Raw genomic sequence first — 21,734 nt, 5'->3', positions numbered from 1 at the left:
TTTAAGGTGCAAATCAAAAAAAAGATTTTTTTGTATTTTCTTGATGAGAAATTCTCCATGTCTTATGATTTAGAAGAATCCTCATAGACTTTTCATTTGTTTAAATGTAATAATATTGCTCTCCTTTGCTTAAACATGGTTAAAGGTGAATGAACTGGTAACTGTCTTTCTTGTACTTAAAGCTTAAAATATATTTATTTGTCAGACAAATAAGATAAATTGAATTCGCTAACTTTAAATATCAGTCAGATGTATAATTTGAAACTTCATAATCAGGCTGTAACTTTAGTTGACCAGGTTGAGGACAGCTTGCTGAATTATTTTCGTGAGCATGATTTGCGTATAGGAGATTCTATTCCCAATGAGTTGGATTTGGCGGCTGCTCTAGGGGTGGCACGTAGTGTGTTACGTGAAGCTTTGAGCCGTTTAAAAATGATGGGGATGATAGAAACACGTACCCGGAAAGGGATGATTCTGACAGAACCTTCTATTTTAGGTGGAATGAAGCGGGTGGTTGACCCTCGTATTTTGAGCGAGGATTCATTATTTGATATACTTGGCTTTAGGATAGCTTTGGAAATAGGTATATGTAGTGATCTGTTTCGGAATATTACACCTGAAGATATTGTGGAATTAGAAGAAATAGTGCGTTTGGGTATTGTGTTTGAAAATAATGAGTATGCGCCTATAAGTGAATTTACTTTTCATGCTAAACTTTATGAGATTACCGGAAATAAGACTATCCGGGAATTTCAGGAGATCATTCATCCGGTGATGGTATTTGTAAAGGATAAATTCAAAAGGTTTCTTGAGCCTATCAATGTCGAAATGAAGAAAAACGGCGATTTGGTCACTCATGCCGACCTTTTGGAATATATAAAGAAGAATGATGAAGCGGGGTATCGTGACGCATTGGAACGTCATTTTGCGGTTTATAAGATTTTTATGTCGGAACGGGAAAAGTTGAAGGAATCCCATGATATGGATTCAGTCTAATTGATATGAAGGAGAGAAGAACAGCACTTTATGATAGAAGTTCTTTTAATCGGGATATAATGGAAATATATAAAGTCATGAAGTATCGTATTTATTTTTTTTTGATTGTATTTGTTTTTATGATTGGTGGTCTGTGGGCATCGCCTGTGAAAGTTATTGTAAGACAGCCTGTTTTACCTGTATTAACACTGAAAGAAGCGAATCCTGTACTGAGATTGGAGTTTGTCAAACAGGCTTCGGGTGATTGTGCTGTCCGGGAAATTGTTTGCTCTTTGAAAGGGAGTACAGACTTAACGGATATTGAACATATCAGGCTTTATGCTTCGGCTGCGGATGGAACATTGTCTGTTGAACATCCGTTAACGCTTCCCATGCAAGTTTCTGAAAAAGTTTCTTTCAAGGAACCTTTGGTCTTGAAAGACGATACGACCCTTGTCTGGGTGACGTTGAAATTGAAGGACCGGGTCAATCTTTCTCACCGTGTCCGATTGGCTTGCTCTTCGGTAAAAACAGTGAAGGGAAAAGGAGAAGTTTTGCTGGATGGCTCTTTGGTGGATTTGCGTCTTGGTGTGGCTGTACGTCAGTTTGGACAAGATGGAGTGAATACTTCCCGTATTCCGGGCATCGCTACTTCAAAGAACGGAACATTACTGGCTGTTTACGATGCACGTTATGATACCTCGCGCGACTTGCAAGGTAATATTGATATTGCTTTGAATCGTAGTTTTGACGGTGGTGAAACTTGGCAGCCTATGCAGGTTGTCCTGGATATGAAGACTTGGGGTGGCTTGCCTGAAAAATATAATGGAGTAAGTGATGCTTGCATTTTGGTGGATGAAAAGACTGGAGATATCTATGTGGCAGGACTGTGGATGCATGGTGTTTTAGATGGAAAAACGGGGAAATGGGTAGAAGGTATGACCCAGGATAGTACGCGTTGGATTCATCAATGGCATGCGAAAGGTTCTCAACCGGGACTGGAGGTGAAAGAAACATCTCAATTCTTAATTACTAAAAGTACCGATGAAGGACGGACATGGAGTGAACCGATAAATATTACCCGGAATACAAAGCGTCCGGAATGGTGGCTTTATGCACCGGCACCGGGGCATGGAATTACATTGAAAGACGGAACTTTGGTCTTTCCTACCCAAGGACGGGATAAGGATGGAATGCCTTTTTCGAATATAACCTGGAGTAGGGATGGAGGGAAAACGTGGACAGCCGGTAAGCCTGCCTATCATAATACGACAGAATGTATGGCTGTGCAGCTGCAAGATGGAAATATCATGCTTAATATGCGTGATAATCGGAATTATGGTAATAAGGAGATAAATGGACGTAGAATTTGTGTAACTGCTGATTTGGGTGAAACATGGGTAGAACATTCCACTTCCCGTAATGCATTGGTTGAACCTACTTGTATGGCAAGTATCCATAAACATCTTTATAGAAGAAACGGTATGGAGAAGTCTATTCTTTTATTTTGTAATCCTGAATCGTATAATAGTCGGGATCACATGACATTGAAGGTCAGTCTGGATGACGGAAAAACATGGCCGGAGGAAAGAAAAATTCTGCTTGATGAATATGGCGGTTTCGGATATTCTTGTATTACTTCTGTTGACGGGGAAACTATTGGGATATTGTATGAAAGCAGCCAGGCACAGATGGTTTTTCAGCAAGTAAAAATAAAAGAGTTAATCGGAGATTAAAGAATAAATAAACTTCTGTTTCTTATCTCCGGAAAAGGTGATATGGGATACTGCAAAAGTAAATTTGCTTATCATTTTATCATTCTGAACAATAGTGAAGAATCTGTTAGCAGCATACTTTATGTATGTACATTCTTCGCAAAGTTCAGAATGATAAAAATGAAATGATAGCATTTCAGAGTCTTGATATACTCTTTTGTATTTATTTATTAATGATTTCCATTTGTTGCCTTACGCTTTCTTCGTGGATGGCTTCGAATACTTTTTTAATGAATTCTGAATCCATGCCGCACAATGAACCTTGTGCACCGCGCTTGTCCAGAATCTCATTGTAACGACCTGTCTGTAGAATGGTCATATCATGTTCTTTCTTGAATGTACCGATTTCACGGCAGACACGCATACGTTTTGCCAATACTTCGATAATCTCATTGTCGCAATCATCGATTTGGTTACGCAGTTCACCCAGGTTTTCAGTTGTTTGGGTTTCTTTGCGGATGACCAGCAGATTTAGGATGTAGTCCAGCACATCGGGAGTGACTTGTTGGGCGGCATCGCTCCATGCACAGTCGGGATTGCAGTGTGATTCTACGATTAAGCCGTCAAAACCTAAGTCCATCGCCTGCTGGCAGAGGGGAGCTACCAACTCGCGCTTGCCACCGATATGGCTGGGGTCACAGAAAATAGGCAGTTCGGGAATGCGGCGGCGCAATTCGATAGGGATATGCCATTGGGGTAGGTTACGGTAAATCTTTTTATCATAAGAAGAGAATCCGCGATGGATAGCACCCAGTTGCTTCAAACCTGCATTGTTGATGCGCTCGAAAGCTCCAATCCACAATTCAAGGTCAGGGTTGACAGGGTTTTTAATCAATATAGGAATATCCACACCTTTCAGTGCATCGGCAATTTCCTGCACGGCAAACGGATTGGCAGTGGTGCGTGCGCCAATCCAAAGCACATCAATACCTGCCTTTAAACATTCATAAACGTGTTTGGCAGTAGCTACTTCGGTGGCAACATACATACCGGTTTCCTGTTTCACACGTTTCAGCCATGCCAGGCCATCTACACCGATGCCTTCGAAACCTCCCGGTTTGGTACGCGGTTTCCAGATGCCGGCACGGAAAATCTTAATGCCTTTATTGGCCAGCATAGTGGCGGTATCCATTACTTGTTCTTCGGTTTCGGCACTACATGGGCCGGCGATAATCATCGGGCGTTTCTTTTCAATTCCCGGAAGTTCGATGGGTTTTAAATCTAATTCCATAATCTGATATTTTGTTTTGTTACATTATCTTTTTAATTCTTTCCAGTGCTTCTGCCAGCTTTTCTTCTTTGGCACAGAGGGAAATACGGATATAGCGTTTGCCGTTGCTGCCGAAGATAAAGCCCGGAGTAATGAACACACGTGCTTCGTGCAAAACTTTTTCGGTCAGTTCTTCTACATCATTGTAAGAGTCGGGAATGCGTCCCCAAAGGAACATACCTACCTGATTGGGATCAAAGCTACAACCGAGTACTTTCATAATCTCTTCTGCCAGTTGGCGGCGACGGCTATATACATTGACGTTCGCTTCTTCGTGCCATTCCACACTGTTGTTGTAAGCTTGTGCGGCGGCCAGTTGCATGGGGCGGAAAGTTCCTGAGTCAATATTACTCTTTATTTTCAATATCCATTGTATAAACTGCGCATTGGTGGCGAGCATTCCCACACGCCAGCCGGGCATGTTGTGGCTCTTGCTCATAGAGTTGAACTCGATGCAGCATTCTTTGGCTCCGGGCACATTAAGAATACTCAGTGGTTTCTTGTTCAGGATAAAGCTGTATGGGTTGTCGTTTACAATCACAATATTATGGCGGCGTGCAAAGTTTACCAGCTTTTCATACAGTTCCATCGTGGCGTTCGCTCCGGTCGGCATATTGGGATAGTTGGTCCACATAATCTTGATGCGGCTCAAGTCCATCTTCTCCAGTTCATCAAAATCGGGTTGCCAATGGTTGTCTTCGCGCAGGTTGTAGTTCACAATCTCACTGCCCAATATTTTATTTAAAGAGGTGTAGGTAGGATACCCCGGATTGGGAACCAATACCTGATCACCCGGATTGACCAATGCCAGCGTCACATGCAGGATACCTTCTTTGGAACCGATGAGCGGCTGGATTTCGGTTGCCGGATCAAGCTCTACATGATACCAACGCTTGTACCAGTCGGCCATGGCTTTGCGTAATTCAGGAATGCCGACAGTAGGTTGGTATCCGTGCGCATCAGGACGCTTTGCCTGTTCGCACAACACATTGACGGTTTCTTCCGAAGGAGGCATGTCAGGGCTTCCGATACCCAAACTGATTACATTCTTACCTTCGGCATTCATTTGTGCCACTTCTTTCAGTTTACGGCTGAAGTAGTATTCGCTAACATTCGCCAGACGGTCTGCCGGCTGAATATTATATGGTTGATGTTCCTTCTGCATATTCTCCTAATATTTTAAGTTCTTTTGTCAATGGTGAAACGGCGTCGATAGACTGCTTGTATCTTAAATAATCATTGAAAATTACGTCTACATAGAACAGATATTCCCATTCGCGGCCTATAATCGGTAATGATTGAATCTTGGTCAGATTTATTTTATAGAAAGAAAAGATAGAGAGCACTTGAGACAGGCTTCCTTCGTTGTGGGGGAGGGAGAAGACGATGTTGGCCTTGTTTACTTTCGAACGTTCACGTAAGTCATCGGCTTTCCATGGGTCGGCCACTACAAGGAAACGCGTGAAGTTGTGTTTGTTTGTTTCGATGCCTTCTTCCAATACTTTCATTCCGTACAAATCGGCGGCGTATCTGGAGCAGATAGCGGCGTGTCCTTTCAGATTTTCCCGTTTGATGGCTTCCGCACTTCCTGCCGTATCTTCCGTTTCTACTATTTTCAGTTTGGGATGTTGTATCAGGAATTCACGGCATTGTGCCAAGGCAACGGGGTGGGAGTTGACTTCTGTCAGTGTTTCCCAATTGTCGTCCGGCAAGCACATGAAGCTGTGTTTGATGCGTAGTTTGTGTTCGCCGACAATGGTCATGCCGCTTTCGCGCAGTAACTCATAGTTGTGCAGCAAACTGCCTGCAATGGTGTTCTCGATAGCGAGCATACCAATTACATTGCTATCCTGCTTTATGTTCGCAAAGACTTCTTCGAACGTGGAACAGCAGATTAGTTCGATCTCTTCTCCGGGGAAGAACTTGTGGGCGGCAATGTCGTGATACGAGCCCGGTACACCTTGTATTGCTATCTTTTTCATTCGTATATATATTATAAAAAAATCCCGCTTCTGCCGGAAGCGGGATTTCGTTGTTATTATCGCATTGTTTTAATCATTGTTTAACGTACACATACAAACTCCCGCTTCACTTTGTTGCTAAAGTAAAAGTAATAAAAGAAGAAAAAGTATGTATTGTATAATGCTTTCATTTTGTTCTTATTGTTATTGAATACGCTGCAAAAGTAATATATTTCTAGTAAAAACAAATAAATAAGAAGCTTTTTTTCAATTTTTTTTTAGGCAGTGCCTGTTTGGCTCCTGCTTTCCATAATTCCCGGCATCTGTTGTAAAGCCCAATCTACTAATCCTTCTATATGTGGTATTAAGCTTTTCCCTCTTTCTGTCAGTTCATATTCTACTCGCGGCGGAACTTCGGCATACACCTTCCGGCTCACTAGTCCGTCAGTTTCCAGTGTGCGCAGAGTTACAGTCAGCATACGTTGTGAGATATCGGCTATTGTTTTATGAATGTCGCAGAATCGCATGGTTCCGTTAGCATTTAATGTGATAAGAACCAGCATAGACCATTTATCACCAAGCCTGCACAATACATTCCGTATAGGGCAATTATTATCCGGATGAAAATTTTTCATTTTTTAATATTCTCTATTTGCTTGCCGTTCAACAATGGTTACCTCTATGTAAGTTCCTTATCTACAGGTGCCTTCTTGTTTTTGGGAAAAAGGATACTTACATTTGCGTCACAAAAGTAATAAACTTACTCAAGGTAACTATTGTTTTACTAGATAAATTTATTGTTTCACTTATAATAAGTTAAGATTATGGCAAAGAAAGTAGCTGTTTTAGCGGTAAATCCGGTGAACGGATTCGGTTTGTTCCAGTATTTGGAAGCGTTTTTTGAAAATGGTATATCCTATAAGGTGTATGCAGTGGCGGAAACAAAGGAAATTAAAACAAACTCGGGCATTGAATTGGTGGCCGATGATGTGATTGCAAATCTTATAGGGCATGAAGATGATTTTGATGCTTTGGTTTTTGCCTGTGGGGATGCGGTTCCCGTATTTGCTCAAAATGCGGATAAGTCTTATAATGTGGACTTGATGTCGGTCTTGAAGGCATTTGCCGGGAAGGGAAAGATCCTGATAGGTCATTGTGCTGCAGGTCTGTTGTTTGATTTTGCTGGAATTACAGAGGGAAAGAGATTAGCTGTGCATCCTTTGGCAAAACCGGCTGTAAGTAAAGGGATGGCTACTGATGAGAGATCGGTTGTTGATGGTAATTTTTATACAGCACAAAGTGAAAATTTTGTTTGGACAATGATGCCTCAGGTAATTGAAGCCTTGAAAAAATAAGGGAATATTAATGTCGCCCAATGTAGAAATTTCCTATATTTGGGCGACAATTCCTAAAAATAGAAACAATGAAATACAATTTTGATAAAGTGATAGATCGCAGCGGTACGTCTGCTGAGAAAGTAGAAGGGCTGAAGCATATTTGGGGACGTACGGATTTGATTCCTTTATGGGTGGCTGATATGGATTTTGCCACAGCTCCTTTTGTAACAGATGCTATTCGTAAACGTTGCGAAAATGAAGTTTTAGGGTATACCGGCAAACCAGATAGCTATTATAATGCGATTATAAACTGGGTAAAACAGCGTTATGATTTGATCGTGACCAAGGAAGTGATAAATTTTGTTCCCGGCATTGTACCGGGCATCGGTATGGCTATGAATTGTTTTACTCAGAAAGGGGATAAGGTAATGATTCAACCTCCTGTTTATCATCCTTTTGCATGGGTTACTACTCGTAATGAGCGTACTTTGGTCATAAATCCGTTGAAATGGGAGAACGGGATGTACCGTATGGATTTGGATGCTTTTCGTGAACAAATTAAAGGTTGTAAGCTCTTTATTTTATGTAATCCTCATAATCCGGGTGGCGTTGTGTGGACTGAAGCAGAGTTACGAGCGATAGCTGATATCTGTTATGATGAGAAAGTATTGGTCTTCTCGGATGAAATTCATGCGGATTTGACTTTACCTCCTCATACGCATCGTCCTTTTGCTACTGTCAGTGAAAAGGCTCGAATGAACTCTGTTACTTTTATGTCTCCTAGCAAGGCTTTTAATATGCCGGGACTATCTGCCTCACATGCTCTTATTTTTAATGAAGATTTGCGTAAACGCTTCCGTATCTATATGGATGCCGGTGAGTTGGATATGGGACATGTCTTTGCTTTTCTTTCTGTTGAGGCTGCTTATAGTCATGGTACGGAATGGCTTGACCAATGTTTGGCGTATATACAAGGAAATATAGATTTTGTCGACGAATTTTTGAAAAAACATGCACCTAAAATCAAGGCCATTCGTCCGGAGGCTTCTTATTTAGTTTGGTTGGATTGCCGTGAACTGGAGTTGAGCCAGAAAGATTTGAATGAATTCTTTGTAGATAAAGCGCATTTGGCATTGAATGACGGGGAAATGTTTGGTAAGGAAGGCATTGGCTTTATGCGTTTAAACGTGGCAAGTCCGCGTTGTATCATTGAAAAGGCGATGAAACAACTGGCGGATGCTTATCAACTATATATAAAGTGATTATTTTAAGTATTGCGTCTTGAAGATATTCACGCATAAAATGAAGATGGATAACAATAACGGTCCGAATATGACACCCATGAATCCGAATAAGGAAAGTCCGATGACCACTCCAAAAATGGTGATGAGTGGATGGGTGTCTGCCATCTTCTTTTGCAGAATAAAACGAATTAGATTGTCAATGTTTGTTACAATTAATCCACAATAAAGAAGTAGTCCGGCGGCATGTGTCCAATCTCCTGAAAGAGCAAGATAGGCAGCTAGAGGGAACCATACCAATGCTGTTCCTACAATAGGAATGACGGTGGCAAAGCAGGTCAGGAAGCCAAACAATAGCGCGCTGGGTACATCAAACAAATAGTAGCCTAATGTAGCTATTCCTCCTTGAATGACTGCCAGTAAGGGAATACCTATTGCATTACTTCTGACAATCATATTAATTTCTTTCAGTACATTTTTTTTGTTTGTATCGCTGAAAGGAAGTAACTCATAGATGTATTTTTCCATTTGAATTCCGCCAATCAGCATGAAGTAGAGAATAAAGACCAATACGAAAGCATTAACGGCAAAGCTACTGATACTTCCCATCAGAAACTGTCCGATGGCAGGAAGAATGGAGGCTATGGATGAAATGTTTTCTGTGCTTAGTAAGTCATATCCCGTCTTGGTATGAAGCCAATCGGCAAGATTGGTTACCGTATGGATAAAACCTGTCGTATCTACGTTTACCGTCTGTAATTTATTGATCAGTAACCATACAGCCAATGATAAAGGTACAAGAAAGCACATGATGGCTTCTATCAAGAGTAAAATGGCTGTAATACTTTTTTTGAAATGTTTTTCTTGGGTAAGATAAAACATTTGTTTTCTTACCATGATGTAAATGGTGCATGCTCCTAAAATACCTCCCATGAAAGGAGACATTTTTATAAATAAAATAAGTCCTAATCCCAGTATAATGGTGATAAGGGAATATTTCCAATACTGTTCTTTTACGCTCATGTGTTTTTTGCTTATTTTGTATATAAATAAACAATAAAACGAATTGAAATGTTCCGCTTTTAAAACGGAACATTCTTAGTCATGTTTTCATAATTATGGTATTGACCGCTAATATTCATTTCATTTTCAGGAGCCAGTTCTATTGCTTTCTTCATATCTTCCACAGATCCGTCTTTGTCTCCTTTAAGTAATTTGATACGTCCTCGTTCATGATATGCTTTGGCAAAGTTGGGATTGATTTCAATGGCTTCATCATATACAGCCAATGCTTTGTCAAAATCTTTGTTTACCAGATATAGTTCTCCTGACAGGATATAGGCCTTTTCATTGAACGGATTGAGTGACAATACTTGATTAAAACATTCTTGTGCTTGTTCCGGTTCATTGGTGGCGGCTAGAATTTCTCCTTTCAAAAGCAAGGCTTGTTCGTCGTCGGGATTGAGGCTGAGCAACTTTTGTATATCTTCGGCAGCATCTTTTGCTTGTTTCATTTTCCAAAGTACTTCAGCGCGTAGCTGGTATGCTTCGGTATAATCTTCTTTTAATACGATAGCTTTAGTCAGCATAGCGATGGCGGTGATATCATCTTTCATGCCGATAGCTGCTTTTGCTGTCAAATAGAAAGATAGGGGGTTCTTATTATCTAAAACCAAAGCTTTTTGGCAGGCATCCTTCATATTTTCGTAATCTTCCTGCATATAGCAGATGCCAGCTAGTGAAAGGAAGGTGTTTACTTGTTCAGGATCTTTTGTAGCCATGCGGTCTAGTGTGATACGGGCATCATCTAGTCGGTTTGCCTGTGTATAAGCAGTGGCTAGCAGGCTGAGTGTTTCCAATTCATCGTTGATGGCAACTGCTTCTTCAAAACATTTAATGGCATAAGGTAGTTTACCCATACGTTGGGCGCGGATGCCGTCGTATTTTAAAATCTCGAAGTTCTTTTTATCATTTTTCTCTTTTTCGGTTTCGGGGGTGTTGTTTCCGCCGAATAAGGATTTAAATAAGCCCATAATTTATAGTTGTTTTATTTGTCTATTGTTATAATAAATCGTCTGAGGTAAATTTCTTGTTCCTGATGCTGCATGTTGGTAAAACGTACTGCCTTTATTGGTTTCTGTTGTAAACTGGCAGTCAGTCGGTTGTTTTCTTGTGTAAAGTGTACTTTACTCCAGTCTTTTCCATTTGCAGATATCTCAAGACTTCCCCAAGTTTCGATTTCCGGTTTCCCGAAATCTATCTCTATATTTTCTCCGGGATAAACTTGATCCAGTTCGATAGTCAATGAACCATTACCGGGCCATCTGATAACTTCCAGCGCCGGAGAAATCTGAATGCGGTTTATCTTTACCTGTAAAGGTAAGTTCTTTATCTGACTGATATCGCTTATTAGTTTATGCGGCATATAGTCGGTTTCAGCATTCAGCAGTGTGCTATATTTTTGGTTATAGCATTGCGTGACGGTGGCGAAAGTTTGATCAATCAATGGCTTGATTACTCTTCCTGCTGTCTTTATACCCGGCTGGTAAGGGTTTTGGTTGTATGTCTGGTCAATTTGAAACATTTGTTGTTGCAAGGCTTTCACGTGTTTGTATTTACGCATAAATAAAGATTGGTCATTTTTGTCGTATGCTTTGACCATTGCCAGTACTTCATTTCCGGTTTCACCCAATAGTTTGAACTGATAAAGCCAAGGCATGATTTCTACTATAATCGGATTTTTATCAGCATGGGCGACTAAAATATCACTTGATTCAACCATCTGGCTGAAGGTTTCTTGTAGAATAGAGAAGTCTTTTTCAGTGTAAGTTTTATTTTTTATGTAACTTTCAGTAAAGCTCTGCGCTGTGGGTTGGAGATTTACAGATTCCTCTCGGCGATATTTATGTCCGTTGGGGCCCAAGTCCGAATTATGGGCGGCAAAGAATTCCAGTTCAGTGGCAGCATCGGGCAAAATGTTCATAATAGCGTCTTTCCAAGTTTTTTCACTGTTATATTTTGTTGGATTCCAAGCGTATGAGGCTACACTATAAATGGCTATTTTAGAAGCCTCGGCATGTTCCATCGGATTAGTTACAAAGCCAGACATCTGATTGGCTATTTGAGTATCGTTTCCATATACTGGTCCCATGAGCAGATGATCTCTAACGTAATCGGAAACAGGAAAGTTCCACCATATATATGCCGGACGTTTAATCCGTTCGTTTATCCATTGAATACCATCTTGGGTAATATCGGAAATAACCCGGTCTCCTGTCCACATAATTTGTATGGATGGATTCAGTTTGTCTCCTAAAGTAGTAAGATATCCTTTAGCAGGGTCGGACCAACTTTTATTGTATTCTGTAGGACACATGATAAGGGGAGTTACATCCGGTTTTACTTTTACAAAATGTTCATCTATGTAATTCAGCAGTTCTGCTTGTTTCACAGGGTTGGTACCTTCTCCTGAAATATCATCAAAGAAGACGGCAAAAGAACGGACACCGAGATGATACATCTTTTCAAATTTTGCCAATAATAATTCACGGTCTTCTTTATTCCATTTGATGTCTTGTCCCGGATGGATAGCCCAAACAAAATCGACTTCGTTTTCTTGAGCTACTTTTACTAATTCCTGTAATTGTTTTGCTTCTTTTTCGGGGTAAGGCAGACGCCAGTTGGGAGAACTATGGTAAGGGTCATCTTTAGGGCCGTATATATAGGTGTTCATTTTGTTTTCACCATAAAATTGAAGTTGGCGAAGACGGGCATTATGGCTCCAGGGGGTCCCGTAAAATCCTTCTACGACACCACGGTAGCGTATGGCCGGATAGTCTTGTATCTCTATTACCGGTAATTGGTTATCTTTGAGCAATTGTTTTAAGGTTTGCAAGGCATAGTAGGTTCCACGTTCATCGTTTCCTGCCAGAATTATTTCCTTATTATTGATGGATAGATAATAACCTTCCTTTTGGTTGGGGATCTGACGAGTAAACTTGCGGATGGACTTGTCTCCTTTTTCTCCTATATAAATGCGCAAACCGGTATTGGCCGGGTGTTTTCCACCTAATAAATCTTTTAATTCTTGTACGGCATATGGATTGGCTTCAGTTTCTCCCAAGAGTTGGTAAGTTTCAGGTAAATTGATTTGTCCGTCTTGTTTGGAAACTTGTTGAGGGATGGGCTGTACTTCTATGTTTTGGGCAAAGATAGTACAACCGGTAAAAAGACAAATGATTGCCAAATGCATTTTTTTCATGTTCTGTTGGGGTAAAAGGTTAATAAATCAATGGCAAAGATACGATTTATACAGAAAGAATTCCATCTTTTAATTGTATTATTTCTTCGGAAAGTAGGTAGGAGAGTACCTTTTCCGCTTTTTCACGATTGCTATTCAATTGGTTCAGTAGTTCTGAAGCAGGCATGGCACCTGCCTGCAATAGCTGTTTGATTTGTTGTTCCAATTCTTGAAATTCTCCCTGTTTTATTCCTGAATGATGGTTGTTAAGACATACATCACATTGTCCGCAGTTGTGCTCGTTCTTTTCTCCGAAATATCTGAGTAGCATTCGGCTACGACATTTATCATCGGCTGTGGCATATTCTATCATAGCCTTGATTCGGGTGGTATAGCTTTTTTTCCGGTCTTCGTATATTTCCCGAGTTAGGGCAAGGCGATTCTTTTCTTGCCGTTCACGGGTATATATAATATAAGGTGTCTTTTTCCGTGGAATGTAATGTATGATATGTCTACGAGTCAGCGCCAGTAGAATTTCATAGATTCGTTGGCGGGTTAATCCGGAGCGGATTACTAAGGAATCTTCGTTAATATAGGCATAATCAGTAAATAGTCCTGTATAAGAACGCAAGATGATGTTTATCAGTTTCTCTGTATCTGTATCATTCTCGTGTAGTTTATAGAGTTCGTCGCGTTTCATCGTGAAAAGAATACGTGAAGCATTATCTTGCTCGTCTGTATATTCTAAATATCCGGCACGGGTCAGAATCTTTAAAGCGCTGTCGGCTTGTACGGGGAAATGTTTGAAGTTACGACAGAATTCATCCAAGTTAAAAGCAAAGGTGCAACCCATACCGTCTCCCATGGCCATTTGAAAATAGTAGTTGATATCTTCGTACACTTTTCGGATATAATCCTTGTCGGGAAATGTATCACTGATACGTTTGTTGAGGGTGGTTTTATCACTTTGGGCGTATAGCAGGACAGCATATGCTTTCTGCCCGTCGCGCCCTGCTCGTCCGGCTTCTTGAAAATAGGCTTCAGGAGAATCAGGCATATCTATGTGGATAACGATACGTACATCTGGTTTGTCGATACCCATTCCGAAGGCGTTGGTTGCTACCATAGTACGGCTTTCTCCGGTGAGCCAGCTTTTTTGACGTTGATCTTTTACATCATTATTCAAACCGGCATGATAGAAAGTGGCAGTTATGCCGTTATTGACCAGTAGTTCGGCAATTTCACGTGTACGTTTCCGGTTGCGGGTATAGACAATGGCGCAGCCGGGCACACTATTTAAAATATGTAATAGCTCTTCCTGTTTATTTTCTGTAGGACGTACAATGTAAGCCAAGTTTTTTCTTTCGAAACTCATTCGGAAAACCTGACTGTCTTTTTTAAAGTTTAGCTTTGTTTGAATATCTGTTACTACTTCCGGAGTGGCAGTTGCTGTCAGTGCCAATACAGGTATGTCGGGAAGGAGTTCGCGAATTTCTGCAATTTTCAGATAAGCAGGGCGGAAATCATATCCCCATTGAGAGATACAGTGTGACTCATCTACCGTGATCATGCTTACCTTCATGTTCCGTAGTTTGCTACGGAATATTTCAGTATCCAGCCTTTCCGGAGAAATATAAAGGAATTTATAGTCGCCGAAGATACAGTTTTCCAATGCAACAATGATCTCTTCGCGTGTCATGCCTGAATAAACTGCCAAAGCTTTGATACCTCGGTCGCGTAAATTGCGTACTTGGTCCTTCATCAGGGCAATAAGAGGTGTAATAACCAAACATAATCCGGGTTGTGCTAAAGCTGGTACTTGGAAGGTAATGGATTTGCCGCCACCGGTAGGCATCAATCCTAGCGTGTCGTGACCGTTGCCTATACTTTCAATGATTTCTTTCTGTATGCCCCGAAAGTCATCATATCCCCAATATTGTTTTAGAATTTCTTTATAGGTCATTGGAAGGGAAATAAGAAAATTATGTCAAAACTCCAATGACTTATCATCTTATTATTCTGATAAGTGTCTGATAACGTCATTAAAGTTTTGACATATTTCAAAGATAAATCTTTATCATTATTCCTCACTGGGTTTTATATCTTCTATTTGCAATTGTACTTCACCACGTTTGTGCGTATTCTCTTCAATGGTATAACAAATATCAAAAGAACGTTTGGTCTTGATATAGCGTGCTTGTGAACTTTGTCCGAAAGCGATGCCATTCATCACATTGTTTGATTTATTGTCTACCAATTCCAACTTGATGTGTTCTTGATCACGCCCTACTACTTTGCTGGTTCCATAATCATATACATTATGTGTACAAAAGATTGGTTTGTGGTTGTCCGGTCCGAAGGGATTGAACTTTTTCAGGTCGGCATGGAACTTCGGAGTGATATCCCGGAAGTCAATTTCTGCATCAATATCAATTACAGCACTGGTCTGTTCCGGCAAAATATGTTCTGTGACATAGGTTTCAAAACGACGGGTGAATTCTTCCACATTTTCCACTTTCATGGATAGTCCTGCAGCATAAGTGTGTCCTCCAAAGTTTTCCAACAAGTCACGACAATGTTCGATAGCTTTGTAGACATCGAAACCTGATACGGAACGGGCGGAACCAGTTGCCAGATTATCTGTACGGGTTAATACAACTGCCGGGCGGTAATAAATCTCTGTAAGGCGTGAGGCTACGATACCGATAACACCTTTATGCCACGCTTCATTATAGATGACAATGGAACGCCGGTCTGCTAGTCCTTCCAAGTGGTCTACAATTTGATTGGCCTCTTCGGTCATGGTCTTATCCAGATCTTTACGGGTTTCATTGTATTGGTTGATTTGGTTGGCTTTCTCCAATGCTGCCGAGAAGTCCTTTTCTATGAGCAGTTCCACCGCCTCTTTTCCGTTCTGTATACGTCCGGATGCGTTGATGCGCGGACCTATCTTGAATACGATATCACCTACGGTAATTTCTTTTTCTGATAATCCGCATACATCGATAATAGCTTTCAGACCTACACTGGGATTGGAATTCAACTGTTTTAAGCCGTGGTGTGTCAGCACTCGGTTTTCTCCCATGATAGGTACGATGTCTGATGCTACACTGACAGCAACCAAATCTAATAAAGGAGTTAGTTGATGAAATTCAATGCCATTATTCAAAGCGAAAGCCTGCATGAACTTGAAGCCTACACCACATCCCGAAAGATGATCGTAAGGATATGTATTGTCAGCCCGTTTGGCATTCAGAATAGCTACGGCTGGTGGCAATATATCATCAGGCACATGGTGGTCACAGATGATGAAATCGATACCTTTTTCTTTTGCATAAGCAATTTCCTCTACGGCTTTAATACCGCAATCTAACACAATAATGAGTTTTACACCTGTTTCACAGGCATAATCCACTCCTTTTACTGATACTCCGTAGCCCTCATTATATCGGTCGGGAATATAGTAGTCAATGTTCGAATAGAACTGCTGGAGAAATTTGTATACCAATGCTACAGCTGTTGTACCGTCTACATCATAATCTCCATAAACCATGATACGTTCTTTCCTGCCCATAGCTTGATTAAGCCGTTCTACAGCAATGCTCATATCCTTCATCAGGAATGGGTCGTGTAGCTCGTTAAGCTGGGGGCGGAAAAATCTTTTAGCCTCTGCTGCTGAGGTTATACCTCTTTCCAGCAACAACTTACAAAGAATCGGGCTGATCCCTGTTTCTTTGGCTAATGCTTTAGCTGCTTCTGTCTGTTCTTGGCTTGGAGGTTGATAATTCCATTTGTGATTCATTTTATATATTGTTTTTTCTTTTTTCTGCTCTCGGAGACGGGATAATACCATTTTCTGGTTATACTTACCCAATCAATCCGTAAAGTTAGGAAAAAACAAATAAAAAAACCGCTAATTCCATATATATTTTATGGAATTAGCGGTAAAGTATTGTATAGTAGCGGATTATTTGATACCTAATTTTTTAGCAATTTCTTTAGGCAGTGCATTTTTATTGACTACGATATTCATGGTTTTGTAACGGACGAATGCTTTAGAGGCATACCATAAGCCATCGTATTTTCCGGCTTTTCCCCAAGAATTCTTTACCATATAATAGTCGTTTCCTTCTTGATCCTTAGCTATACCGTAAATCAACATACCATGATCATCGGTTGTTTCCCAATTGTCATAAGCTTCCTGGCGTTCTTCTTGTGTACACCATTTCTGAGGTTGTGGTTTGGTGTTCAGTTTCTTTTCTTCCGGTTTCATTTTCAACCAATGAGCCATGTCTGATCCACTTAGTTCTTGTACTTTTTCCGTATCGGGCATAACAGCTACGCCGTCACGTGTAAAGCCTTGTTCACTGACATCAGATCCCCATGCGATTGGATAGCCGTTATTAATGGCATTATCAAAAACCTGCATGAATTCATCAATGGGAAGGTTGTATGATTGCCCCCAACGCCAGTTGTCTTGAATTTCAAGAACAAATGGTTCGTAGAACGGATGGTGGGTGTACGAGGTCAATGAAATGTAATCATTTGGATTCAATCCTGTTGATTCGAAGAATGAATGGGGAGTGTATTCTTTTCCTTTATAAGTGAATTTTTCAGGGCATTTACCTAAATAGATATCATGAATAGCGGCAATGGCCTTTTTCCATAATGGATTATGGTTCTTATCTGTCTGGAGTTTGCGTAATTTTCCTTTGGCTATTGCTGCTACTACAGCATCCGATACGGCTGTAAGTTCTGTATGGTTACTTAATGTATCACCATACATGACTCCCGGACGCATAACTTCTTCGGGTACCAGACCAAATTTTTTCATTCCATAGATAACGTCATAGAATGATCCTCCTTGGGAAAAAGATACATCTCCGTGAGTACGTACGGCGGCATCGGCTCGATCCAAATAAGTTTGGTGTACGATGTACATTTCAGAAAAGTCGTATTCTCCTTTTCCCATACGAAGTAATTCTGATTCTAGAAAAGCCATACTGGAATAGCACCAGCAAGTACCGGCACGGCTTTGGTTCTTGACAGAAGTAATAGGCAGTTCTTTTACTGTAGTGAATACAAACCCTTCTTCCTTTGGCTCTTCTTTTTGTGCATCTTGTGCAAAGAGGCTTATACTGCATAAACCTAATGCTGCTAATAATGTAAATCTTTTCATTTTAGAAATAATAGTTTTGTTTGTTATGTTACTCATTCATGATAGTTTCTACTTCTTCGATAGTGATAGGGATGCGTTTCTCGCCAGTGAAACGGGAGCCTTCCGAAGTAATCAGAATATCGTCTTCCAGGCGGATGCCTCCAAAATCTTTGAATTTTTCAATGGCATCAAAGTTCAGGAAGTCTGTATGCATTTTCTCAGCTTTCCATTTGTCAATCAATGCTGGAATAAAATAGCAGCCCGGTTCATCGGTAATCACAAAGCCTTCCTGTAAGCGACGTCCCATGCGCAGGGAGGCTAGCCCGAACTGGGAAGAAGGACGGATTTCATCGTCATATCCTACGTAAATTTGTCCCAGGTCTTCCATGTCATGTACATCCAATCCCATCATATGACCTAATCCATGGGGCAGGAATAAAGCGTGTGCACCAGCGGCAACAGCTTCTTCCACATTGCCCTTCATGAGCCCCAGGTCTTTTAATCCTTGAACCAGCACTTTGCAGACTTCTAAGTGTACAGACATATAGGTTATACCTGGACGAGTAATTTCCAATGCTTTATCATGGCAAGCCAATACAATATTATACACATCTTTTTGCCGTCCTTCAAATTTGCCTCCCACAGGTACGGTACGGGTATGGTCAGAACAATAATTTGTCACTCTTTCAGCTCCGGCATCTGTCAGCATCATGCGTCCTGGTTCTAATATATGGCTATGGTCATGATTATGTAATGTTTCCCCATGTTGGGTCAGGATAGTGGCAAATGAAGTCATGCTTCCATAAGAAGCGGCGATGCCATCCAGTACTCCGGCGATATATTGTTCCTTTATTCCAGGTTTACATAGACGCATAGCGGCTGTGTGCATTTCATAACCGATATTACATGCCAAATCGATTTCTGCTATTTCGCAAGCTTCTTTTACAGAACGTAAATCAACTACAGCTTTTATCAATTCTACAGAAGCGTATTTCTTTACTATAGCGGCACGGATACCGGTTAAGTCTTCCAAGAGCATCATATTATCGAATCGGTAGGGAGGAAGGAAATGTACTTTTCTACCTTGCGCGATAGCTTTTCCTACCACCTCTTTTAGCTGGGGAAAGGGAAAACTTTTCTGAATACCTACTTGTGCAGCCAACTCTTTCACACTGGGTTGGGGCCCCATCCAGATAATGTCGTCCATATCTACATCATTTCCGAAGAAATAATCCTCTCCTGCTTCTATATCTATTACACCTGCATATCCGGGGTGAGAATGGCCGAAGAAGTAGAGGAATGAACTGTCCTGACGGAATTTATATGTGTTATCCGGATAGTTTGCCGGAGCTTCATTATTACCTAGTATAAGGATAATACCGTTTTGCACTTTGTTTCTAAGTGCCTGACGGCGTCTTTGATAAGTTGCGGAATCAAACATGGCTAACTTTATTTTAATTGAAAATTTATTGAACTGTGTTGCAAATGTAATAATTATAATCTTAAAAGTACTATTTGCTTATTTGATTTTTTAATCGATTTCGGCTTTATTTTTATCATTTGTCAATCTTGCTTTTCTAATTTCACAGGTTTCTCTTATTTTTCCTTGATAAGTTGCCATTCAGTAATTTATACTGCTAGGAGAATTTGATTGATATTTATGATGGAATGCAATTATTTAATAAATATAAAAGATACGGCTAAATACTTTGAAAAGGTTAACTTTGCAGTGAACTCTTTCAAGGATAGATTTGTTCCTCAACATTGATTATGAAAATAGATGATAAAACAGGGCTGGTACTGGAAGGCGGAGGTATGCGCGGAGTTTTTACCTGCGGGGTATTAGACTATATGATGGATAAGAAGGTTTGGTTTCCGTATGGGGTAGGAGTTTCTGCCGGAGCGTGCAATGGTCTTTCATATATGTCTCGCCAGCGTGGTAGAGCTAAGTTTAGTAATATTGATTTATTGGAGAAATATCATTATATCGGCATAAAGCATTTATGGCGTAAGCACAGTATTCTTGATCAGGAATTGCTTTATGAACATTTTCCTAAGGAAATTCTTCCTTATGATTATAAAACATATGCTGAAAATCCTGCTCGTTTTGAAATGGTGACTACTAATTGCATTACAGGTAGGGCGTGTTATTTGGAAGAGAAACATGATCCTCGACGTATTATTGCCATAGCTAAGGCGTCCAGCAGTCTTCCTTATGTTTGTCCTATAGCTTATGTAGATGGTGAGCCGATGCTGGATGGGGGAATTGTGGATTCTATTCCTGTGTTGCGTGCTATTGAACAAGGATTTGATAAAAATGTAGTGGTACTTACCCGTAATCGGGGATATCGCAAAAAAGGAAAGGATATGAAAATTCCTCATTTTATCTATAAAAAATACCCTCGTTTGCGCGTGGTTTTAAGTAAACGTTGTCGTATTTACAACGAACAGCTTGATTTGGTAGAGCAATTGGAAGACAAGGGCAGGATTGTGGTAATTCGTCCTGAAAAGCCGATGGAAGTGGACCGTATTGAAACAGATATAAAGAAACTGACCGATTTATATGAGGAAGGGTATGCCTGTGCAAAAAAAATGTTCGAAGAAAAACGAATACTTCAAAAATAAACTTTTGGCCAAAAGAATGTTTTTTATACATGGGGATATTGGAGGAATGGGGAATCATTCTTGTTATATGGGGTAGATGAGGTTCTACCGCATATAACAAGAATGAATGCTCTTTCCTTTTGGAAAGAAAGATAATATATTAATAATATAAATGTGACGGTACAGTTAATACTTGCTCGGTATAAACTTGCTCGACGGTCGGATAATCTATAGTGAATGTCTTTTTTAAATCCTCAAAAAAAGCCATGAGGACTATGGGGGAAGTCCTGGAAGAAGGTATATATTCAGAGATTATAAATGTTCTTTTGGGTTGTTCTGGAAGAGTTAGATCAAATGAGATGATATGTCTTGTACCCCATTGCTCATTTTCTATTTCATTGGATTTTCTTTCAAAACTACCTTCTATAGCCTTGTCTCCAAACTTTTCTTGAAAAACCAGTACTTTGCCTCTTGCAATTTCTGCATCCGTGTAGATAAATTTGTATCCTCCTCCTGTCTTTACTGGTATTGTAGCTAATGCTTTTTCTTTAATTGTTTGTTTTTCAGAGTCTTTTAAGTCTCCTGTAAGAAGTATATCCTGTTTGCTTACAATGTAATTATCGGTGTAATAGTCTACTATTACATGAATGTCAAGTGTGTTTCCAGATTGATCTCTTACAGTAATAATCGCTTCACCTAATGCTAATGCTTTTATGGATATGTCGCAAGAAGAAATCATTTTGGTTTCTATAATTTCCGGTTTATCGCAGCTTATTTCATAATTCCCGTCTCCCCCTTGCAAAGGAAAAGAGTATGTCTGATTATTAGGATAGTTTAATTTTATATTTGCTGTTTCTCTATTTTTTAAGGAGATGGGAGCAAGTTCATCATTGCTGCACGATGAAATTACTAAAGAGCAAAGGAAAATAAGCACTGTGGCTAGCATACTGTTAAGTCTCATAGTTTGATCTTGTTTTATGTTCTACATAATTTAAATGAAGGATTAGATGATTTACTGCTTGGCAATTAGAAATTTATTTTTTTTCTTGAGTTTGTCCAGACTGTGGATAAAATGTGGGAATACAAAATGAAAAATGAGGCTGTCTCAAAATGAGACGGCCTTTTTTTGTGTTTGCAAAAAAATCGGGCAAGTCCTAACTTCGCTCAGTCAGA

The 21,734-nt window shown here is 40.2% G+C and carries 17 protein-coding genes; 5 read left to right on the top strand and 12 right to left on the bottom strand.

Translation table 11 applies throughout. The features are described 5' to 3' along the window. Positions 1 to 249 precede the first annotated feature (249 nt). Positions 250 to 996 (top strand): FadR/GntR family transcriptional regulator, encoded by a 747-nt coding sequence (locus tag AB5062_RS13315; protein WP_005848829.1) that lies wholly within the window; start codon positions 250 to 252, stop codon positions 994 to 996. 119 nt (positions 997 to 1,115) lie between these two features. Continuing rightward, on the top strand, positions 1,116 to 2,711 hold the full coding sequence (locus AB5062_RS13310; RefSeq protein ID WP_008782380.1) for a sialidase family protein: 1,596 nt from the start codon (positions 1,116 to 1,118) through the stop codon (positions 2,709 to 2,711). A gap of 202 nt (positions 2,712 to 2,913) precedes the next feature. On the opposite strand, the gene AB5062_RS13305 is transcribed toward AB5062_RS13310, so the two are convergent. The 4 genes from AB5062_RS13305 to AB5062_RS13290 form a co-directional block, all read right to left on the bottom strand. Next, positions 2,914 to 3,981: a bifunctional 3-deoxy-7-phosphoheptulonate synthase/chorismate mutase type II gene (locus AB5062_RS13305; RefSeq protein WP_005842564.1), complete on the bottom strand. Its 1,068-nt coding sequence runs from the start codon at positions 3,979 to 3,981 to the stop codon at positions 2,914 to 2,916. Positions 3,982 to 4,000: 19 nt separating this feature from the next. After that, positions 4,001 to 5,185 carry a pyridoxal phosphate-dependent aminotransferase gene (locus AB5062_RS13300; protein WP_115648907.1) on the bottom strand — a complete coding sequence of 395 codons (1,185 nt, stop codon included), beginning with the start codon at positions 5,183 to 5,185 and terminating at the stop codon, positions 4,001 to 4,003. Beyond that, on the bottom strand, positions 5,160 to 6,002 hold the full coding sequence (locus AB5062_RS13295) for a prephenate dehydratase (protein ID WP_005842562.1): 843 nt from the start codon (positions 6,000 to 6,002) through the stop codon (positions 5,160 to 5,162). The genes AB5062_RS13300 and AB5062_RS13295 overlap by 26 nt, the downstream gene beginning before the upstream one ends. 257 nt (positions 6,003 to 6,259) lie before the next feature. Then, entirely contained in the window at positions 6,260 to 6,616 is a 357-nt protein-coding gene (locus AB5062_RS13290) for a helix-turn-helix domain-containing protein (protein WP_115648906.1), read from the bottom strand. A 189-nt stretch (positions 6,617 to 6,805) separates the two neighbouring features. Here AB5062_RS13290 and AB5062_RS13285 point away from each other — a divergent pair, with 189 nt between their 5' ends. Together AB5062_RS13285 and AB5062_RS13280 are read left to right on the top strand one after the other, a co-directional pair. After that, a complete protein-coding gene (locus tag AB5062_RS13285; RefSeq protein ID WP_005848826.1) occupies positions 6,806 to 7,336 on the top strand; it encodes a DJ-1/PfpI family protein in 531 nt (176 codons plus the stop codon). Positions 7,337 to 7,404: 68 nt separating this feature from the next. After that, positions 7,405 to 8,580: a MalY/PatB family protein gene (locus AB5062_RS13280; RefSeq protein ID WP_005848825.1), complete on the top strand. Its 1,176-nt coding sequence runs from the start codon at positions 7,405 to 7,407 to the stop codon at positions 8,578 to 8,580. Here AB5062_RS13280 and AB5062_RS13275 read toward each other — a convergent pair whose 3' ends face one another. The 7 genes from AB5062_RS13275 to AB5062_RS13245 form a co-directional block, all read right to left on the bottom strand. Then, positions 8,581 to 9,582, bottom strand: a complete 1,002-nt coding sequence (locus AB5062_RS13275; RefSeq protein WP_115648905.1) for an AI-2E family transporter — start codon at positions 9,580 to 9,582, stop codon at positions 8,581 to 8,583. A gap of 59 nt (positions 9,583 to 9,641) precedes the next feature. Next, the gene (locus AB5062_RS13270; RefSeq protein WP_115648904.1) at positions 9,642 to 10,592 is read right to left on the bottom strand and encodes a lipopolysaccharide assembly protein LapB; all 951 of its coding nucleotides are present in this window, start codon (positions 10,590 to 10,592) and stop codon (positions 9,642 to 9,644) included. Positions 10,593 to 10,606: 14 nt separating this feature from the next. Further along, positions 10,607 to 12,811 carry a beta-N-acetylglucosaminidase gene (locus AB5062_RS13265; RefSeq protein WP_227225230.1) on the bottom strand — a complete coding sequence of 735 codons (2,205 nt, stop codon included), beginning with the start codon at positions 12,809 to 12,811 and terminating at the stop codon, positions 10,607 to 10,609. A 55-nt stretch (positions 12,812 to 12,866) separates the two neighbouring features. Beyond that, the gene (locus AB5062_RS13260) at positions 12,867 to 14,762 is read right to left on the bottom strand and encodes an ATP-dependent DNA helicase RecQ (RefSeq protein ID WP_005842554.1); all 1,896 of its coding nucleotides are present in this window, start codon (positions 14,760 to 14,762) and stop codon (positions 12,867 to 12,869) included. A gap of 117 nt (positions 14,763 to 14,879) precedes the next feature. Beyond that, positions 14,880 to 16,601: a single-stranded-DNA-specific exonuclease RecJ gene (recJ, locus tag AB5062_RS13255; protein WP_011965432.1), complete on the bottom strand. Its 1,722-nt coding sequence runs from the start codon at positions 16,599 to 16,601 to the stop codon at positions 14,880 to 14,882. A 165-nt stretch (positions 16,602 to 16,766) separates the two neighbouring features. Then, positions 16,767 to 17,978, bottom strand: a complete 1,212-nt coding sequence (locus AB5062_RS13250) for an aminopeptidase C (protein ID WP_368326903.1) — start codon at positions 17,976 to 17,978, stop codon at positions 16,767 to 16,769. 28 nt (positions 17,979 to 18,006) lie between these two features. Then, complete coding sequence (locus AB5062_RS13245; protein ID WP_005842546.1) at positions 18,007 to 19,398, bottom strand: aminopeptidase P family protein; 1,392 nt, start codon at positions 19,396 to 19,398, stop codon at positions 18,007 to 18,009. 329 nt (positions 19,399 to 19,727) lie between these two features. Here AB5062_RS13245 and AB5062_RS13240 point away from each other — a divergent pair, with 329 nt between their 5' ends. After that, a complete protein-coding gene (locus tag AB5062_RS13240) occupies positions 19,728 to 20,582 on the top strand; it encodes a patatin family protein (protein WP_005842542.1) in 855 nt (284 codons plus the stop codon). A gap of 139 nt (positions 20,583 to 20,721) precedes the next feature. On the opposite strand, the gene AB5062_RS13235 is transcribed toward AB5062_RS13240, so the two are convergent. Beyond that, positions 20,722 to 21,522, bottom strand: coding sequence for a hypothetical protein (locus AB5062_RS13235; RefSeq protein WP_032952562.1), 801 nt, complete (start codon positions 21,520 to 21,522; stop codon positions 20,722 to 20,724). Between the last annotated feature and the right edge of the window lie 212 nt (positions 21,523 to 21,734).

Origin of the sequence: Phocaeicola sp. RTP21359st1_B8_RTP21360_211022, assembly GCF_040911965.1 — a bacterium.
Lineage (GTDB): Bacteria > Bacteroidota > Bacteroidia > Bacteroidales > Bacteroidaceae > Phocaeicola > Phocaeicola vulgatus.
The sequence above is the reverse complement of the archived record's forward strand: the minus strand, read 5'-3'. Positions and strand labels throughout refer to the sequence as shown.

Bases quoted from the DNA above. Each gene is read 5' to 3' on its own strand.
- AB5062_RS13250 (WP_368326903.1), bottom strand. From the start codon at position 17,978: ATGAAAAGATTTACATTATTAGCAGCATTAGGTTTATGCAGTATAAGC.
- AB5062_RS13260 (WP_005842554.1), bottom strand. From the start codon at position 14,762: ATGACCTATAAAGAAATTCTAAAACAATATTGGGGATATGATGACTTT.
- AB5062_RS13275 (WP_115648905.1), bottom strand. From the start codon at position 9,582: ATGAGCGTAAAAGAACAGTATTGGAAATATTCCCTTATCACCATTATA.
- AB5062_RS13305 (WP_005842564.1), bottom strand. From the start codon at position 3,981: ATGGAATTAGATTTAAAACCCATCGAACTTCCGGGAATTGAAAAGAAA.
- AB5062_RS13265 (WP_227225230.1), bottom strand. From the start codon at position 12,811: ATGCATTTGGCAATCATTTGTCTTTTTACCGGTTGTACTATCTTTGCC.
- AB5062_RS13270 (WP_115648904.1), bottom strand. From the start codon at position 10,592: ATGGGCTTATTTAAATCCTTATTCGGCGGAAACAACACCCCCGAAACC.
- AB5062_RS13315 (WP_005848829.1), top strand. From the start codon at position 250: ATGTATAATTTGAAACTTCATAATCAGGCTGTAACTTTAGTTGACCAG.
- AB5062_RS13290 (WP_115648906.1), bottom strand. From the start codon at position 6,616: ATGAAAAATTTTCATCCGGATAATAATTGCCCTATACGGAATGTATTG.
- AB5062_RS13285 (WP_005848826.1), top strand. From the start codon at position 6,806: ATGGCAAAGAAAGTAGCTGTTTTAGCGGTAAATCCGGTGAACGGATTC.
- AB5062_RS13280 (WP_005848825.1), top strand. From the start codon at position 7,405: ATGAAATACAATTTTGATAAAGTGATAGATCGCAGCGGTACGTCTGCT.
- AB5062_RS13235 (WP_032952562.1), bottom strand. From the start codon at position 21,522: ATGAGACTTAACAGTATGCTAGCCACAGTGCTTATTTTCCTTTGCTCT.
- AB5062_RS13300 (WP_115648907.1), bottom strand. From the start codon at position 5,185: ATGCAGAAGGAACATCAACCATATAATATTCAGCCGGCAGACCGTCTG.
- AB5062_RS13295 (WP_005842562.1), bottom strand. From the start codon at position 6,002: ATGAAAAAGATAGCAATACAAGGTGTACCGGGCTCGTATCACGACATT.
- AB5062_RS13310 (WP_008782380.1), top strand. From the start codon at position 1,116: ATGATTGGTGGTCTGTGGGCATCGCCTGTGAAAGTTATTGTAAGACAG.
- recJ (WP_011965432.1), bottom strand. From the start codon at position 16,601: ATGAATCACAAATGGAATTATCAACCTCCAAGCCAAGAACAGACAGAA.
- AB5062_RS13240 (WP_005842542.1), top strand. From the start codon at position 19,728: ATGAAAATAGATGATAAAACAGGGCTGGTACTGGAAGGCGGAGGTATG.
- AB5062_RS13245 (WP_005842546.1), bottom strand. From the start codon at position 19,398: ATGTTTGATTCCGCAACTTATCAAAGACGCCGTCAGGCACTTAGAAAC.